This window comes from Nocardioides xinjiangensis, from assembly GCF_017916385.1.
Lineage (GTDB): Bacteria > Actinomycetota > Actinomycetes > Propionibacteriales > Nocardioidaceae > Nocardioides > Nocardioides xinjiangensis.
This window is the reverse complement of the sequence record NZ_JAFMSW010000001.1, coordinates 408978-424342: the sequence shown is the minus strand read 5'-3', so window position 1 is coordinate 424342 and position 15365 is coordinate 408978. Positions and strand designations below refer to the sequence as shown.

13 protein-coding genes are annotated in these 15365 nt (G+C 73.9%); 9 read left to right on the top strand and 4 right to left on the bottom strand.

Annotated features, from left to right (window positions below):
- Positions 1-46: 46 nt before the first annotated feature.
- The 3 genes from J3P32_RS02055 to J3P32_RS02045 all read left to right on the top strand — a co-directional run bounded on the left by J3P32_RS02055 (position 47) and on the right by J3P32_RS02045 (position 2047).
- Positions 47-898, top strand: a complete 852-nt coding sequence (locus J3P32_RS02055) for a GNAT family N-acetyltransferase (RefSeq protein ID WP_210438212.1) — start codon at positions 47-49, stop codon at positions 896-898.
- 100 nt (positions 899-998) lie between these two features.
- Positions 999-1592: an RNA polymerase sigma factor gene (locus tag J3P32_RS02050; protein WP_210438211.1), complete on the top strand. Its 594-nt coding sequence runs from the start codon at positions 999-1001 to the stop codon at positions 1590-1592.
- The gene (locus J3P32_RS02045) at positions 1589-2047 is read left to right on the top strand and encodes a hypothetical protein (RefSeq protein ID WP_210438210.1); all 459 of its coding nucleotides are present in this window, start codon (positions 1589-1591) and stop codon (positions 2045-2047) included. The genes J3P32_RS02050 and J3P32_RS02045 overlap by 4 nt, the downstream gene beginning before the upstream one ends.
- A gap of 26 nt (positions 2048-2073) precedes the next feature.
- Here J3P32_RS02045 and J3P32_RS02040 read toward each other — a convergent pair whose 3' ends face one another.
- Positions 2074-3348 carry a S8 family peptidase gene (locus tag J3P32_RS02040; protein ID WP_210438209.1) on the bottom strand — a complete coding sequence of 425 codons (1275 nt, stop codon included), beginning with the start codon at positions 3346-3348 and terminating at the stop codon, positions 2074-2076.
- Between the two features lie 81 nt (positions 3349-3429).
- On the opposite strand from J3P32_RS02040, the gene J3P32_RS02035 reads away from it, so the two are divergent.
- Entirely contained in the window at positions 3430-6021 is a 2592-nt protein-coding gene (locus J3P32_RS02035) for a CHAT domain-containing protein (protein ID WP_210438208.1), read from the top strand.
- A 4-nt stretch (positions 6022-6025) separates the two neighbouring features.
- On the opposite strand, the gene J3P32_RS02030 is transcribed toward J3P32_RS02035, so the two are convergent.
- Positions 6026-7000, bottom strand: a complete 975-nt coding sequence (locus tag J3P32_RS02030) for a hypothetical protein (protein ID WP_210438207.1) — start codon at positions 6998-7000, stop codon at positions 6026-6028.
- A 127-nt stretch (positions 7001-7127) separates the two neighbouring features.
- On the opposite strand from J3P32_RS02030, the gene J3P32_RS02025 reads away from it, so the two are divergent.
- Positions 7128-8906 carry a proline--tRNA ligase gene (locus J3P32_RS02025; protein WP_246849854.1) on the top strand — a complete coding sequence of 593 codons (1779 nt, stop codon included), beginning with the start codon at positions 7128-7130 and terminating at the stop codon, positions 8904-8906.
- Positions 8907-9382: 476 nt separating this feature from the next.
- Here J3P32_RS02025 and J3P32_RS18360 read toward each other — a convergent pair whose 3' ends face one another.
- Positions 9383-9811 carry a DUF4439 domain-containing protein gene (locus J3P32_RS18360; protein ID WP_210438206.1) on the bottom strand — a complete coding sequence of 143 codons (429 nt, stop codon included), beginning with the start codon at positions 9809-9811 and terminating at the stop codon, positions 9383-9385.
- Complete coding sequence (locus tag J3P32_RS18355; protein WP_210438205.1) at positions 9808-10320, bottom strand: hypothetical protein; 513 nt, start codon at positions 10318-10320, stop codon at positions 9808-9810. Before J3P32_RS18355 ends, J3P32_RS18360 begins: the two co-directional genes overlap by 4 nt.
- A gap of 125 nt (positions 10321-10445) precedes the next feature.
- Here J3P32_RS18355 and rimP point away from each other — a divergent pair, with 125 nt between their 5' ends.
- The 4 genes from rimP to infB all read left to right on the top strand — a co-directional run bounded on the left by rimP (position 10446) and on the right by infB (position 15262).
- Complete coding sequence (gene rimP, locus J3P32_RS02010; RefSeq protein WP_210438204.1) at positions 10446-10934, top strand: ribosome maturation factor RimP; 489 nt, start codon at positions 10446-10448, stop codon at positions 10932-10934.
- Positions 10934-11908 carry a transcription termination factor NusA gene (gene nusA, locus J3P32_RS02005; RefSeq protein ID WP_210438203.1) on the top strand — a complete coding sequence of 325 codons (975 nt, stop codon included), beginning with the start codon at positions 10934-10936 and terminating at the stop codon, positions 11906-11908. The genes rimP and nusA overlap by 1 nt, the downstream gene beginning before the upstream one ends.
- Positions 11909-11960: 52 nt before the next feature.
- Positions 11961-12341 carry a YlxR family protein gene (locus J3P32_RS02000; RefSeq protein WP_210438202.1) on the top strand — a complete coding sequence of 127 codons (381 nt, stop codon included), beginning with the start codon at positions 11961-11963 and terminating at the stop codon, positions 12339-12341.
- A 98-nt stretch (positions 12342-12439) separates the two neighbouring features.
- Complete coding sequence (infB, locus tag J3P32_RS01995; protein WP_210438201.1) at positions 12440-15262, top strand: translation initiation factor IF-2; 2823 nt, start codon at positions 12440-12442, stop codon at positions 15260-15262.
- The last annotated feature ends 103 nt before the right edge of the window (positions 15263-15365 follow it).

Genomic DNA, 15365 nt, shown 5'->3' with positions numbered 1-15365 from the left:
CTCGCCCGGAGAGCCTTTGCGCGGCGATCCCACTAGGCTCGGCAGGGTGCTGAGGACCCGCGAGCAGGTGCGCGTGCTGGGCCCGGGCGACCGGGACGCCTTCATCGCGCTCGCGGAGCAGGACCCGGTCGTCAACGTCTTCGCCGACTACCGTGCCCGGCTCACCAACCTCGACGAGCGGTGGCTCGGCGGCCAGGTGTGGGGACGCTTCGAGGACGACGAGCTCGTCGCGGGCTGCCACCTCGGCGCGAACCTCGTGCCGGTCCAGTGCACGCCCGACGACGTCGGCGTCTTCGCCGACGTCGCCCTGCGGCGCCGCAGCACCGTCGGCACCATCGTGGGACCCAGCGACGTGGTGGCGGCGCTGTGGGAGCTCGTCAAGGCGCGGTGGTCCAGGCCGCGGGAGGTCCGGCCCCACCAGCCGCACCTGGAGATCCGCCGGCTCTCCACGGTCGCGCCCGCCCCGGACGTACGGCTCACGACCCCGCAGGACCTCGACGTGCTCTACCCGGCGTGCGTGGCGATGTACACCGAGGAGGTCGGGGTCTCGCCCGAGAACGACGCCGGTGGCGGCGACCTCTACCGAGCGCGCGTCCAGCAGCTGATCAGCCGCGGCTGGTCGATGGCGAGCTTCGACGACTCCGGCGTGGTGTTCAAGGCCGAGGTGGCCTGCTTGACGCCGTACGCCGCGCAGGTGCAGGGCGTGTGGGTGCGCCCGGACCGTCGGGGCGAGGGGCTCGCGGCGAGCGGCATGGCCGCGGTCGTGGCGCACGTCCTCGGCACCGGGATGGCGCCGGTGGTCTCCCTCTACGTCAACGACTGGAACGCGCCGGCGCGGGCGACGTACGCCCGGGTCGGGTTCGAGCAGACCGCGACCTTCGCCACCCTGATGTTCTAGCCCCTCCGGCGCACGCGAGGAGCACTCCGGGGAAGTTCCCGGCCGATGTATCACGCCGAGGTGCGCGCGCACCTGAGCAGACATGGGGACAATGGTCGCCATGTCGGAGGACCGGAGGGCTGAGGGGCAGCCCGTGCTGTCACCGTGGGACATGGCCAGTGGGGCGTTCATCGCCTGGCGTTCGGGGGACGCCGGCGCGATGGACGAGCTGGTGACCGCGATGACGCCGGTGCTCTGGCACGTGGTGCGGGCCTACGGGCACGACCGCCAGTCCGCCGAGGACGTGGTCCAGGCGACCTGGCTGGGCTTCGTACGCCTCCACGAGACGATCAAGGACCCGCAGGCGGTCGCGTCCTGGCTGATCACCTCAGCCAGGCGCGGCGCAGCCGCCCACGCCCGGACCGCACGCCGGGCGGCTCCGGTGCAGGACGAGACGCTGCACGCCGCGCTCCCGCACGCGGACTCGGCCGAGGCCCTCGCCGTGCTCGACGACGAGGCGTCCCGGCTCTGGGGAGCCGTGGCGTCCGTCGACGAGCGGTGCCGGAAGCTGTTGCGGGTCGTCGCCTTCATGGACCGACCCGACTACCAGTCGCTCAGCCAGGACCTCGACATGCCCGTGGGGAGCATCGGTCCCACCAGGGCCCGCTGCCTGGCCAAGGTCCGGACCGCCCTGACGAAGGGACGCGAGCGATGACTGCCGACGACGCCGCCCTCCTCGAGGAGCTGCGTGAGATGTGGATGGCCTACGACCCGCCCCCGGCGGACCTCGTGGCGACGATGATCGCCGCGGTGGCCGCGGCCGGCCTCGACGACGAGTGGGAGGTGCTCGTGCTGATGCGCGACTCCGCCGACGGTCCGGCCGCCCCGGTGCGGGGGCTCGGCACGTCGCGCATCCTCTACTTCACCGCGGCCGAGGGCTGGTCCCTCGACGCGGAGCTCGACGAGGGCCAGGTGCGCGGGCAGCTGGCGGACTTCGACGGCGACCTGGGGTCCGTGGAGGTCGTGGTCGAGACCACGGACGGCCAACGATGGGTCACGCCGCTCGACGAGGTCGGCTTCTTCGCGTTGCGGGCCGAGCCGACCGGGTCGCTCCGCTTCACCGTCCGCCACGGTGACCACGCGGCCAGCAGCCGCTGGGTCGAGCTGTGAGCCCGACGGCGAAGCCGTAGGGCCGATCAGGCGTAGGGCTGCCGCAACTCCCGGAGGGGGCCGACCATCGGGTCGGAGTCGTGGACCGCCCGCGCCAGCACGGCGTCGCGCGCGTCGCCCGCGGACGCGCCGGTCGCGCTGATCTCCCGGGCGATGAGCCCGGCCACGACAGGAGCGGCGAACGACGTCCCGCTCCACCGCGCCAGGCCCGTGCCGAAGACGCGGACGTCGCCCTTGTCGGGGGACTCGTGGCACACGAACGTGCCGTCGGGGAAGGCGTTGACGACGTTGCGGCCGAGGGCGTAGACGTCCGCGGAGACCCCGAAGTTGGAGAACTCCGACACGCGGCCGTCGCGGTCGAGCGAGCCCACGCCGACGCACCAGTCGAAGGCGGCCGGCCAGAACGGGGCGGCCCAGGAGTCGTTGCCGGCGGCGGCCACGAGGACGCAGTCCCGCCTGCTCAACCGGGTGCGGTGGAAGGTCTCCAGCGCGATCGAGGGCAGGTCGAGCCTGGTGCGGCAGCCGGCCGACAGGTTGATCACCTGCGGGTCGTGGGCGAGCGCCTCCTCGAGCTGCACGACGAGGTCGGACTCGAGGACCCCGCCTCCGCCGAGGCCGCCGACGGCGAACCCTTCGACGAACACCCTGGTCAGCGGCGCCATGCAGCGCACGACACCCGCGATGAAGGTGCCGTGCCCGGCGTAGGGGCGCAGGTCGGGGCCGTTGAGCTCGTCGTCGCCCTCCACCCCGGCCAGCCACGGCGTCCGCGGGTCGGTCGCCGCCGGCGGGTGCCAGCCGGTGTCGACGACCACGACGCTGACCTCCTGCCCCTCGGGCTGCGGCGCCTGGGGCGGCCACGGCTCGGTGAGGCCGGTCTCCTGCGGCTCGATGGCCGGGCACGTCGTGCCGCCGCCACCGCCGGGGGAGACGTGCACCCAGTGGTCGGGCGACGCGGCACCGCGGCGGAGCCCGCCCTCCTCGAGGAGGTCGAGCACCTCCGGCACGGACCGGCCCTCGCGGCGCTCGGGCAGCACGTAGCGCACGAGCTCGTCGTCGAGCAGGGAGACGTCGTCACGTCGGAGCTCCCCGCTCAGCACGCGGTCGCCGAGCCGGGCCACGGTCGACTCGAACGCCTCGACGTCCGCGGCCCGCACCAGCACGCGGTCGGGGTGGAACAGGTAGGTGAAGTCCGCCGGCGCCTCGGTGTCCCAGGCCACCTGGCCGTCGTTGGCCTCGGCGAAGGCACGGAGCTGGTCGGTGCTGCGTCGTCGTCGGTCGTCGCCGATCTTCCAGTCGCCCATGGCCCGACGCTAGTCCCGCCGCGTCGCCACGGGGGCGGGTTCGGGCACAACGGTGCGCACATCGGCGAGGATGGACCGACCATGATGACGCGGGGCGAGGCCGAGGAGCTGCTCAGGACGCTCTTCACCGATCCCGACGCCGCCCACAGCCGCGCGTGGGACGAGCTGGTGCCGGACCCCGATCCGTTCGTGTGCTCCATCGGGCACCAGGTCATCGGCATCGTGGTGCGCGACCGCGGGGAGTCGGAGGACGCGCTGGGACACCTGCGGACCGCGCTGCGGCTCGCCCGGCGCTCGCTCGACCCCGGACGCGCCGGCGACGTCAGGGCGACGCTGGGGGCCACGCTCGCGCTGCTGGGTCGCGTGCACGAGGGCCTGTCGCACCTGGACCGCGCCGTCGAGGAGCTCTCCGGCCTCCCCCTCGCCCGCGCCCTCGTGCGACGGGCCAGGATCCTCGGCTTCGTCCTCGCCCGCTACGAGGACGGCATGGCCGACCTGCGCCGGGCTCGCGCGATCTTCGCCCACGAGGGCGACCAGGTCTGGGAGGCACGCGCGCGCAACCTCGAGGGTCTCGCGCACGTTTCCGTCGGTGACCTGGGGGCCGCCACGTCCGCCTTCGAGGAGTTCGGCCGTCTCTCCGCGTCGCTGGGCGACCGGTGGGCGGAGGCGACGTCCGTGCACAACCTGGGCTGGGTCGCCCAGGTCGCCGACGACCTGCCCGTCGCCCTCGCGCGCTACGCCGAGGCGGGTGCGAGGTACGACGCGCTGGCGATGACGAGCGTCGATCTCGTCACCGACCAGTGCGACGCCTTCCTGGCCGGGGGCCTGGCCCGCGACGCCCTCACGGTGGCGGAGCAGGCACTCGCGGCCCGTCCGCTGCACCTGCCCGAGCGCGCCGACCTGCTGGTGTCGCTGGCCGACGCGGCGCTCGCGGCGGGCGACGTCGAGCGGGCCGTGACGGCCGCCGACGAGGCGTCCCGGCTGCTGCGTGGCCAAGGGCGTGACGCCCACCGCGTGCGTGCCGACCTGCTCGCCCTGTCGGGACGGGTCCGGCAGGGACGGACGAGCAGTCCGCTGCTGCGCCGCGCCGAGCGGCTCGTCGAGCAGGCTCGGGCCGTGCGCGCGCTCGAGCTGCCGCAGGTCCTGATGCTCGGAGCCCGGATCGCCCGCTCGGTGCGCTCGGCGCGCGCCGCCGCCCTGGCCGAGGCGTGGCTGGCGGAGGCGGCGTCCTTCCGGCACGCCCGCACGTCGGCCGAGCGGGCGCTCGGCTGGCTGGCCCAGGCGTGGCGCGCTGAGCTGGCGGGCGATCCGGGCGCCGTGCTGCGCGCCTGCGACAGGGGGCTGGCGGCCCTCGACGAGCAGCGCGCGACCCTCGGCAGCCAGGAGCTGATGGCGGTCTCGTCGGGCCACGGCGCCGAGCTCGCCGAGCTGGGGGCGAGGACGGCGCTCGCCTCGCGCGACGCGCGGCGCCTCCTTCGCTGGTCCGAGCGCTGGCGCGCGACAGCGCTCGCCGCGCCGCCGGCGTCATCGGGGCACGACCCGCAGACCGTGGCCGACCTGGCCGCCCTGCGGACCCAGCACAAGCGCCTCGCCGAGGCGCGGGCCGCGGGCGAGCCGACCGATCGCACCGAGGCCCGGGCCGCCCGGCTCGAGCAGGGCGTCCGGCAGCGGCTCCTGCAGGCACGGGGGTCGGGGACCGGCGTGTTCGCCTTCGACGTGGGCGAGCTGCTCACGGCGCTCGCCGAGGACGACACGGTCCTCGTCGAGCTGACCGAGCTCGACGGCCTGCTGCACGCGGTCGTGGCGGGGCGTGGTCGCGTACGGCACCTCGTCGTCGGCGAGGCCGCCGCAGCCGCCGCAGCGGTGGACTTCTCGCTGTTCACGCTGCGTCAGGCGGCCCGGGGCCGCCGTGCGCAGATCGACGCCGCCGGTGCCCGCCTGCAGCGGGCGCTGTTCGGGACCGCCCTCGACGGAGCCGGGGAGTCCCGCGTCGTCGTGTCCGGGACCAGCGCGCTGCAGGGCGTGCCGTGGGGGCTCCTGCCGGACCTGGCCCACCGACCCGTCACCAGCACGCCGTCGGCGCGGCTGTGGCTGCGAGCCCGGGCGGCGCAGCCCGTCGCCGGCGACCGCCGCGTGATGGTCGTCGGGCCCGGGCTGGGCAGCGGCGGCGCGGAGGTGCCGGCCGTCGCCGCGGAGGACCCGCGCGCCGAGGTGCTCGACGGTGACGCCGCGACGGTGGTCGCGGCGCTGGGGGCCCTAGACGGCGCCGCCCTCGCCCACGTCGCGGCGCACGGGCACTTCCGCGAGGACAGCCCGCTCTTCTCCTCGCTCACGCTGGCCGACGGGCCGCTCCTGGTGCACGACCTGCAGCGACTCGACCGTCCGCCGCACCGGGTCGTGCTGTCGGCGTGCGAGTCGGGGGTGCTGCAGCCGGTCGGCGACCAGGAGCTGCTCGGCCTCGCGGCCGCGTTGCTGTCGATGGGCACGGCGGGCGTCGTCTCGAGCCTGGCGGAGGTGGACGACGCGGCGACCGTCGACGTCATGGTCGCCCTGCACGCCCGGCTGCGCGAGGGCGGCGGGCTCGGCGACGCGCTGCTCGCGGCGCGCGAGGCGGCCGGCACCGATCCCGTCCTCACCGCCACCGCGGCGTCGTTCACCGTGCTGGGCACCTGACCCGTCAGGGAGCGGCGACCCTCACCGGGTCGGTGGCGTTCTCGCACCGGGCGAGCGTGCAGCGCACCACCGACGCGGTGCGCCTGCCGTTGACGCGCAGGAGCACCGTGCCGGGCGACTCCCACCCCCACCCGCCGAACCAGCCGGTCGTCCACGTCGCGAGCCTCGTGCCGCGGACGGTGCGCAGGTGGATCTCGCCGGGCCCGACCCCGTCGGTGAGGATGTGGAAGCTCAGCACCTGCGTGCCGTCGGGGGAGAAGGCCGCCACGCGCTGGCGGCACGACCTCCATAGCGTGGTGGCGAGGTCGCTGAGCCGGACCAGCCGGCTGCACCCGCCGAGGTACGGGTCCTCGGTGTAGGTCACGAACAGGTCGTGCTCGATGCTGGCGGGTCCGGACAGGCCGCGCGTCAGCGTCCGCACGCGGTCGGACCCGACACGCCACCACGCGGTGCGTCCGGCCGTCCGCACGAGGACCCTGCGGTCGTCGGCTGTCAGGACCTCCGGGTAGCCACGGAACGTGCGCGAGGCGACCTCGGCGCCGTCGGTGGCCGACCGCACGGTCACGGCCGCCCGGCGGCGCCCGAGGTCCCCGACCGTCACCAGGCGCGACCCGTCCTCGCTCAGGAGGGCGTCGAGCGCCTCGAAGCCGACGAGCACGGTGCCGACGGTGCCGTCGGCCCGGACGCGTACGACGCGCGCGCCGCGCTGCTCGCCGACCCTCGTGGTGCGCCACGTCGCTGCCAGCCACGCTCCGTCGTCCGACGCGCCCAGGACCCGGGCGTCGTCGCCGGGCAGGTCGATGCGCCGGTCGCCGTCGACGAAGACCCCGTCGTCGACGTGCGGGACGGCGACGTCCGCGCCCCGCGGCAGCTGCTGCGGCTGGAGGTCGACCGTCGGAGCGGCCGCCTCCGCGGGCGCGGCGAGGGCGGCGGCGGTCGCCAGCACGGCGGTCAGGACGGTCAGCGGTGTGCGGCGCATCGCGGTTCCCCCCGGGGGTGAGTGCCTGTCGTCGTCGAGGAGACGTCCGACGCCGGCGCGTGGTTGCCGCGACCACCGGGCCAATCTGGTTCGCGGTGCCCGCGCGCCCGCACCTATCCTTGCGCGCATGACCGGCCGCCTCCTCCGCATGTCGACCCTGTTCGTGCGCACCCTGCGCGACGACCCCAACGACGCCGAGGTGCCGAGCCACAGGCTGCTGGTGCGCGCGGGCTACATCCGGCGCAACGCGCCGGGCATCTACACCTGGCTGCCGCTCGGCCTGCGCGTGCTGCGGAAGGTCGAGGGCATCATCCGCGACGAGATGGACGACATCGGCGCCCAGGAGCTGTCGTTCCCGGCGCTGCTGCCCAAGGAGCCCTACGAGGCCACCGGACGCTGGACCGAGTACGGCGACAACATCTTCCGGCTCAAGGACCGCAAGGGTGCCGACTACCTGCTCGGCCCGACGCACGAGGAGATGTTCACCCTCGTGGTGAAGGACCTCTACTCCTCCTACAAGGACCTGCCGCTCTCGATCTACCAGATCCAGACCAAGTACCGCGACGAGGCGCGCCCCCGCGCCGGCCTGCTGCGCGGTCGTGAGTTCGTCATGAAGGACTCCTACTCCTTCGACGTCGACGACGCCGGGCTCGAGGAGTCCTACCAGCGGCACCGCGACGCCTACATCCGCATCTTCGACCGGCTCGGCTTCGAGTACGTCATCGTCAAGGCGACCTCCGGCGCGATGGGAGGCTCGGCCAGCGAGGAGTTCCTCGCCAAGGCCGACGTCGGCGAGGACACCTACGTCCGCTGCACCCACTGCGACTACGCCGCCAACGTCGAGGCCGTCACGGTGCGGGCGCCCGCACCGCTGCCCTACGACGACGTGCCGGCCGCGCACGCCGAGGACACCCCCGACACGCCGACCATCGAGACGCTGGTCGCCCACCTCGACGCGGCGTTCCCGCGCGAGGACCGTCCCTGGACGGCCGCCGACACCCTCAAGAACGTGCTGGTCGTGCTGAAGCACCCCGACGGCACCCGCGAGCCGCTGGCGATCGGCGTGCCCGGTGACCGCGAGGTCGACCAGAAGCGCCTCGAGGGGCAGCTCGAGCCGATCGAGGTCGCGCCCATGGACGAGGCCGAGCTGGCCAGGCACCCGGCGCTGGTCAAGGGCTACATCGGCCCGGAGGTGCTCGGCGAGGACTCGAAGTCCGGCATCCGCTACCTCGTCGACCCGCGGGTGGTGGAGGGGACACGCTGGGTGACCGGCGCCAACGTGCCCGGGTCGCACGTCATCGACCTCGTGGCCGGCCGCGACTTCACGCCCGACGGCACCATCGAGGCCGCCGACGTGCGCGACGGCGACGCCTGCCCCAACTGCGCCGAGGGCACCCTCGAGTCCGCGCGCGGCGTCGAGATGGGCCACATCTTCCAGCTCGGGCGCAAGTACGCCGACGCGCTCGGCCTGCAGGTGCTCGACGAGAGCGGCAAGCTCGTCACCGTCACGATGGGTTCCTACGGCATCGGTCCCTCGCGCGCCGTCGCCGCCATCGCCGAGGGCACCCTCGACGAGCTCGGGCTGTGCTGGCCGCGCAACGTCGCGCCCGCCGACGTCCACGTCGTCGCCGCCGGCAAGGACGAGGCGGTCGTCGCCGCCGCCGAGGTGCTCGCCCAGCAGCTGAAGGGCGCCGGCCTGGAGGTCCTCCTCGACGACCGCACCGGCAAGGTGAGCCCCGGCGTGAAGTTCAAGGACGCCGAGCTGATCGGCGTGCCCACGATCGTGACCGTCGGCCGCGGGCTCGCCGACGGCAACGTGGAGGTCCGCGACCGCCGCACCGGCGAGCGCGAGGACGTGGCCGTGGACGGGGCGCTGGCGCGCATCACCGAGATCGTCCGGGCCTGACGCCTCCGGCGGGTCGGGGCGACCACCTCGCCGCGACCCGTGCAGCACCGACGCGATCACCTCGCGATCGTGGAGGATCCGGGTCACCACGTGGCCCCGATCCTCCACGATCCGCCCTGCGATCGACCCTGCCGGTCGACGCTTCACGAGCGGCGCCGCCGCGACCAGGACGCGCGACCGGGCCGTACTGCAAGTTTGTGCGTTGCAAGAACGTGCAACTCCGTATCGCTTTCACTACCCCCGAATCGAATGCATGATTGTGCATGTCGCTCCGGCCACCCCACAGGTCCGCGACACAGGGTGATGCTGACCAACCCCACGAGCGGTCCGCGTCCTCGGCCTCTGGGAGAGATCTCGGGACTCTCCCAGAGGCTGAGGCCGCGGGCCGCTCTCAGCGTTCCAGGGACTGCCCGCTCCTGGAGCTCCTGGTCGAGCGACCGTCGCCGCCGGCCGTGCCTGCCGACGGGTACGACGGATCAGCCGAGCTCCGGTGCCCCGGGCCAGGTCGAGGGCGCACCGCCGAGCTCGAGCTGCCAGGTCGCCGACCAGACCGCCTCGGTGAGCGCCCACTCGCGCACCTCCCCGGACGACCGGGCGACCAGCGCGGCGAGCGCCTCGGCGCTCGCGACCTCGAGGGCGAGCGCGGCCCGCTGCAGCTGCGGCGCGCGGAGCAGCGCGCCGTCGAGCTCGTACGCCGCAGCGGCGGCGACCGGCTGCCCACCGGCGTCGCGCACCAGGAGCCGGAGCTGGTCGCGGCGCGCGCGGTGGCGCCGGTAGCCGACGGTCAGCGCGGCGTACAGGGCCGGCGTCGCGGACTGCGAGGTCCGCGCACCGAGCACGCCGTAGGTGTAGAGCGCCGCGTGCTCGTCGGCCAACGTCGACTGCAGTGCGTCGAGGACCGTCACGATCCCGCCTCCCGAACCTGCCGGGCCGTGATCGCGGCGGCGTGCTGCGCGGTGGACCCCGCGATGCTCGCGAGCACCCGCGCGAGGTCGCCGCTCGACGCGGCCACGCAGCCGTGCCGCACCTCGCGCAGCAGCCGCTGCTCCGAGCGCCGCACCGCCGCCAGCGCTGCGGTGTCCCGCGCGGGGATCGTGGGCGGTGCCGGCGCCGGGACGTCGGCGGCCGGGACGGCGTCGGCGAGGAGGTCGAGGTGCGCCGCGTGGGCGTCGGCCACCGGCTGCAGCCGGGACGTCAGGGCGGGGAGGGAGAGGGTTGCAGCCTCCAGCACGGAGCGGGCACGCACGAGCTCGGCGACCACCGTGGCCACGAGCGCGGAGTCCTCCGGCGGCTCGGGCGAGGCCCGCGGGCCCTCCTGCCGCGCCGGCGGGTCGATGTCGCAGGCGGCCAGGACGAGCGGCGCCGCGACGGCCGAGCCCACCGCCGTACGACGGGTCAGCGGGCGTCCGGGCACCCCCGAACCCTAACCGGCCCGGGCGCCAGCGAGGCCCTCCCGGGACGGGACCGGCGCGGTTGTCGGAGCACGGGAGGTGGCGGCTAGGGTGGTGGCTGGACAACTGCACAAGGAGGTCGCATCCGATGAGCACCCACCGCCAGGACGGCACCCGGGACCGCATCGAGGCCGAGCTGGTCGACCCCTTGCGTGAGCTCGACCTGGACGTCGAGGCCGTGGAGGTCACCCCGGCCGGCAAGCGTCGCGTGCTGCGCGTCGCCGTCGACAAGGACGGGGGCGTCACGCTCGACGACGTCGCCGACGCCACCCGTGAGGTCTCCCGGGTGCTCGACGAGTCCGACGTGATGGGCGAGATGCCCTACACGCTCGAGGTCACCTCCCGCGGCGTCGACCGCCCGCTCACCCTGCCCCGGCACTGGCGCCGCAACGCCGACCGGCTGGTGAAGGTCACCCTCACCGACGGCACGGACCTCACCGGTCGCGTGTTGTCGTCCACGGAGGAGTCGGTGACCCTCGACGTGTCCGGGGCACGGCAGGAGGTCGCCTACGCCGACGTGGCGAAGGCGCTCGTGCAGATCGAGTTCAACCGCAAGACCGAGAAGAAGGACGACTGATGGACATCGACCTGAGCATCCTGCGCATGCTGGAGCGGGAGAAGGAGATCTCCTTCGAGGTGCTGGCCGAGGCCATCGAGCAGGCCCTGCTGATCGCCTACCAGCGCGCGACGGAGTCCCAGCACCCCGCCCGGGTCGAGCTGGACCGGAAGACCGGTCACGTGACCGTCTGGGCGCGCGAGGTGGGCGAGGACGGCACCGCCGGCCCGGAGTACGACGACACCCCGCAGGGTTTCGGCCGCATCGCGGCGACCACCGCCAAGCAGGTGATGCTGCAGCGGCTGCGCGACGCCGAGGACGAGATCAAGTTCGGCGAGTTCTCCGGCAAGGAGGGCGACATCATCTCCGGCATCATCCAGCAGGGCCGCAACCCCGACGACGTGATGGTCGACCTCGGGAAGCTCGAGGCGCTGCTGCCCGTGAGCGAGCGCGTGCCGGGGGAGAAGTACGTCCACGGCGAGCGCATCAAGTGCCTGGTCACATCGGTGCGCAAGGGCATGCGCGGCCCGCAGGTCACGCTGTCCCGCTCGCACCCGACGCTGGTCAAGAAGCTCTTCGCGCTCGAGGTCCCCGAGATCGCCGACGGCACCGTCGAGGTGGCCGCGATCGCGCGCGAGGCAGGTCACCGCACCAAGATCGCCGTGCACTCCACCGTTCCGGGCGTCAACGCCAAGGGCGCCTGCATCGGACCGATGGGGCAGCGGGTGCGCAACGTGATGAGCGAGCTGCACGGCGAGAAGATCGACATCGTCGACTGGGCCGAGGACCCTGCGGAGATGGTCGCGCACGCGCTGTCGCCGGCGCGGGTCACGTCGGTGGAGATCGTCGACCTCGCGGCGCGTTCGTGCCGTGTCGTCGTGCCCGACTTCCAGCTGTCGCTGGCCATCGGCAAGGAGGGGCAGAACGCCCGCCTCGCCGCGCGCCTGACCGGCTGGCGCATCGACATCCGCTCCGACGAGGCGAGCGACGACTGACCCGCGCCTGCCGGTTCGTCAACGGCTGGGGCACCGGCTAGACTGGACAGCAGTGGCCACCACGTCTGACACCCCTGCGCCCGGACCCGTCCGGACGTGCGTGGGTTGCCGGGCCAGGGCCACTGCGAGCGAGCTGCTGCGGGTGGTCGCAGGCTCGGACGCCGAGGGCCGACCGGCCCTGGTGCCCGATCCCGACCGCCGGGCACCCGGCCGGGGAGCACACGTGCACCCCACGCTGGAGTGTTGGCAGCTCGCGGTGCGACGCCGCGCCTTCCCCCGGGCCCTCCGCTCGGGCGCGACGCTGGCGGCCGCACCGGTGGAGGACCACATCCGAGCGACCAGCGGACCGTCCCCCACCTCCGACCGGCAGGACCAGCACCACACGTCCGGATCACCGCAGCACCGACCAGGAACTGGAGCACGCAGCTCATGAGCACTCGATGAGTAACTCGCGATGAGTGTGCACACCCACTAGCTGATCCGTCCCCCTCTCCTTCTGGGGTCACGGACCAGGAGGAGTAGAAACCAACCGTGGCAAAGACCCGAGTCCACGAGCTCGCCAAGGAGTTCGGAGTCGAGAGCAAGTTCGTTCTCGAGAAGCTCAAGGAGATGGGGGAGTTCGTCAAGTCGGCGTCGTCGACTGTCGAGCCGCCCGTCGAGATGCGCTTCAAGAAGCAGTACGGCGACGAGCTGAAGGCCGCTGCGGCCACGGCTCCCGCCGCCGACACGACGGCGCCCGCCGAGAAGGCCGCCGCCCCCGCGCCCGCCGCGAAGAAGGCCGCGCCCAAGCCCGGCCCGAAGCCGGCCGCCGCCCCCGCTCCCGCAGCGGAGGCTCCGGCCCCCGCGCCCGTGCAGGCTGCGCCGGCCCCCGTGCCGGCCGCCGAGCCGACGGCACCCGCCGCCAGGCCCGGTCCGAGGCCCGGCCCGAAGGCGCCTGCTGCCCAGCCGCAGGCCCCGGCCGCCGCACCCGAGGCTCCGGCCGCTCCGGCCACCCCGGCTGCGCCGGCCGCCAAGGCCCCGTCCCCCGCACCGCGTCCGGTCGGCCGGCCGGGCGCCCCGCGTCCCGGCAACAACCCGTTCGCCTCCAGCCAGGGCATGGGCCAGCGGCCCGCGCCCCGCACCAGCGGCGGCGGCGACGACACCCGTCCGCCGCGTCCGCCGGCCGGCGGTGACGCCCGTCCGGGCATGCCGCGCCCGAACCCGGCGATGATGCCCAAGTCCCCGGCCGCCTTCGGCAACGGTCCCGGCGCCCGTCCCGCGCGCGGAGGCGCTCCGGGCCGTCCGGGTGCCCCGGGCCGCGGCGCTCCGGGCCGTCCCGGTGCCGGCGCAGGCGCTCCGGGCCGTGGTGGCCCGGGTGGCGCACCCGGCGGCTTCGGCCCGGCCGGTGGCGGTCGACCCGGTGGTGGTCGTCCCGGTCAGCGTGGCCAGACCCAGGGTGCCTTCGGTCGCCCGGGAGGTCCGTCGCGTCGCGGTCGCAAGTCCAAGCGCGCCCGTCGCCAGGAGTTCGAGGCCATGGAGGCCCCGACGATCGGCGGCGTGCGGGTCCGCAAGGGCAACGGGGAGACCGTGCGTCTTCCGCGTGGCGCCTCGCTGACCGACTTCGCCGAGCGCATCAACGTCGACGCCGCCCAGCTGGTGCAGATGCTGTTCTCGCTCGGCGAGATGGTGACCGCCACCCAGTCCGTGGGCGACGAGACCCTGGAGCTGCTCGGCGAGGAGCTCAACTACGTCGTCCAGGTCGTCTCGCCCGAGGACGAGGACCGCGAGCTGCTCGAGTCCTTCGACATCGAGTTCGGTGAGGACGAGGGCGAGGAGTCCGACCTGGCCGTGCGCCCGCCCGTCGTCACGGTCATGGGTCACGTCGACCACGGAAAGACCAAGCTCCTCGACGCGCTGCGTGACGCCAACGTGGTCGACAAGGAGGCCGGTGGCATCACCCAGCACATCGGTGCCTACCAGGTCCACACCGAGGTCGACGGCGACGACCGTCGCATCACCCTCATCGACACCCCCGGTCACGAGGCGTTCACCGCCATGCGTGCCCGCGGTGCGCAGGCGACCGACATCGCGATCCTCGTGGTGGCGGCCGACGACGGCGTGATGCCGCAGACGGTCGAGGCGCTCAACCACGCCAAGGCCGCCGGCGTCCCGATCGTGGTCGCGGTCAACAAGATCGACAAGCCGGAGGCCGACGCGACGAAGGTCCGCGGCCAGCTCACCGAGTACGGGCTGATCCCCGAGGAGTACGGCGGCGACGCGATGTTCGTCGACGTCTCGGCCAAGGCCGGCCTCAACCTCGACAAGCTGCTCGAGGCCGTCGTCCTCACCGCCGACGCGTCGCTCGACCTGCGCGCCAACCCCGACCAGGACGCCCAGGGCCTCGTGGTCGAGGCGCACCTCGACCGCGGCCGCGGCCCCGTCGCGACCGTGCTGGTCCAGCGCGGCACGCTGCGGGTCGGCGACTCGATCGTGGCCGGTCCGGCCCACGGCCGGGTGCGCGCCATGCTCGACGAGCACGGCCAGGAGATCACCGAGGCCGACCCGTCGCGCCCGGCCATGGTGCTGGGTCTGTCGGCGGTGCCGGGAGCGGGCCAGAACTTCATCGTGGTCGAGGACGACCGCATGGCCCGCCAGATCGCCGAGAAGCGCGAGGCGCGCGAGCGTGCGGCCATGCAGGCCAAGCGTCGCGTCCGCCGCAGCCTCGAGGACTTCATGGCCTCCATGGAGAAGGGCGAGAGCCAGGAGCTCAACCTCATCCTCAAGGGCGACGTGTCCGGCTCGGTCGAGGCGCTCGAGGACGCCCTGTCCCAGATCGACGTGGGCGACGAGGTGTCGCTCCGCGTGATCGACCGCGGTGTCGGTGCCATCACCGAGACCAACGTCGACCTCGCCGCCGCCTCCGACGCGATCATCATCGGCTTCAACGTCCGCCCCCAGGGCAAGGCGAGCCAGATGGCCGAGAAGGAAGGGGTGGAGATCCGCTACTACTCGGTCATCTACCAGGCGATCGAGGAGATCGAGGCGGCGCTCAAGGGCATGCTCAAGCCCGTCTACGAGGAGTCGACCCTCGGCCAGGCGGAGATCCGCGAGATCTTCCGCTCGTCCAAGGCCGGCAACATCGCGGGCTGCATGGTGACCTCCGGGGTCATCCGCCGCAACGCCAAGGTGCGCGTCCTGCGCGACGGCGCGGTCGTGGCCGACAACCTCGACCTCGCCTCGCTGCGCCGCGAGAAGGACGACGCGTCGGAGGTCCGCGAGGGCTTCGAGTGCGGTCTGGTGCTCCGCAACTTCCAGGACATCAAGATCGGCGACGTCGTCGAGTCCTTCGAGATGCGCGAGGTCCCGCGCAGCTGACGCACGACGGTCCCGCGGGACCACCGGTCGCCCGGTGGTCCCGCGGGCGTCGGGTCGGTGCACGGCCGAGAATTCCAGCCACCGGTCACCCGGTGGCTCCCTC

What these genes read in the sequence shown, in the direction of transcription:
- J3P32_RS02040 (WP_210438209.1), bottom strand. Translation starts at nt 3,348, where the DNA reads ATGGGCGACTGGAAGATCGGCGACGACCGACGACGACGCAGCACCGAC.
- J3P32_RS02025 (WP_246849854.1), top strand. Translation starts at nt 7,128, where the DNA reads ATGACCGGCCGCCTCCTCCGCATGTCGACCCTGTTCGTGCGCACCCTG.
- J3P32_RS02030 (WP_210438207.1), bottom strand. Translation starts at nt 7,000, where the DNA reads ATGCGCCGCACACCGCTGACCGTCCTGACCGCCGTGCTGGCGACCGCC.
- nusA (WP_210438203.1), top strand. Translation starts at nt 10,934, where the DNA reads ATGGACATCGACCTGAGCATCCTGCGCATGCTGGAGCGGGAGAAGGAG.
- J3P32_RS02050 (WP_210438211.1), top strand. Translation starts at nt 999, where the DNA reads ATGTCGGAGGACCGGAGGGCTGAGGGGCAGCCCGTGCTGTCACCGTGG.
- rimP (WP_210438204.1), top strand. Translation starts at nt 10,446, where the DNA reads ATGAGCACCCACCGCCAGGACGGCACCCGGGACCGCATCGAGGCCGAG.
- J3P32_RS02045 (WP_210438210.1), top strand. Translation starts at nt 1,589, where the DNA reads ATGACTGCCGACGACGCCGCCCTCCTCGAGGAGCTGCGTGAGATGTGG.
- J3P32_RS02035 (WP_210438208.1), top strand. Translation starts at nt 3,430, where the DNA reads ATGATGACGCGGGGCGAGGCCGAGGAGCTGCTCAGGACGCTCTTCACC.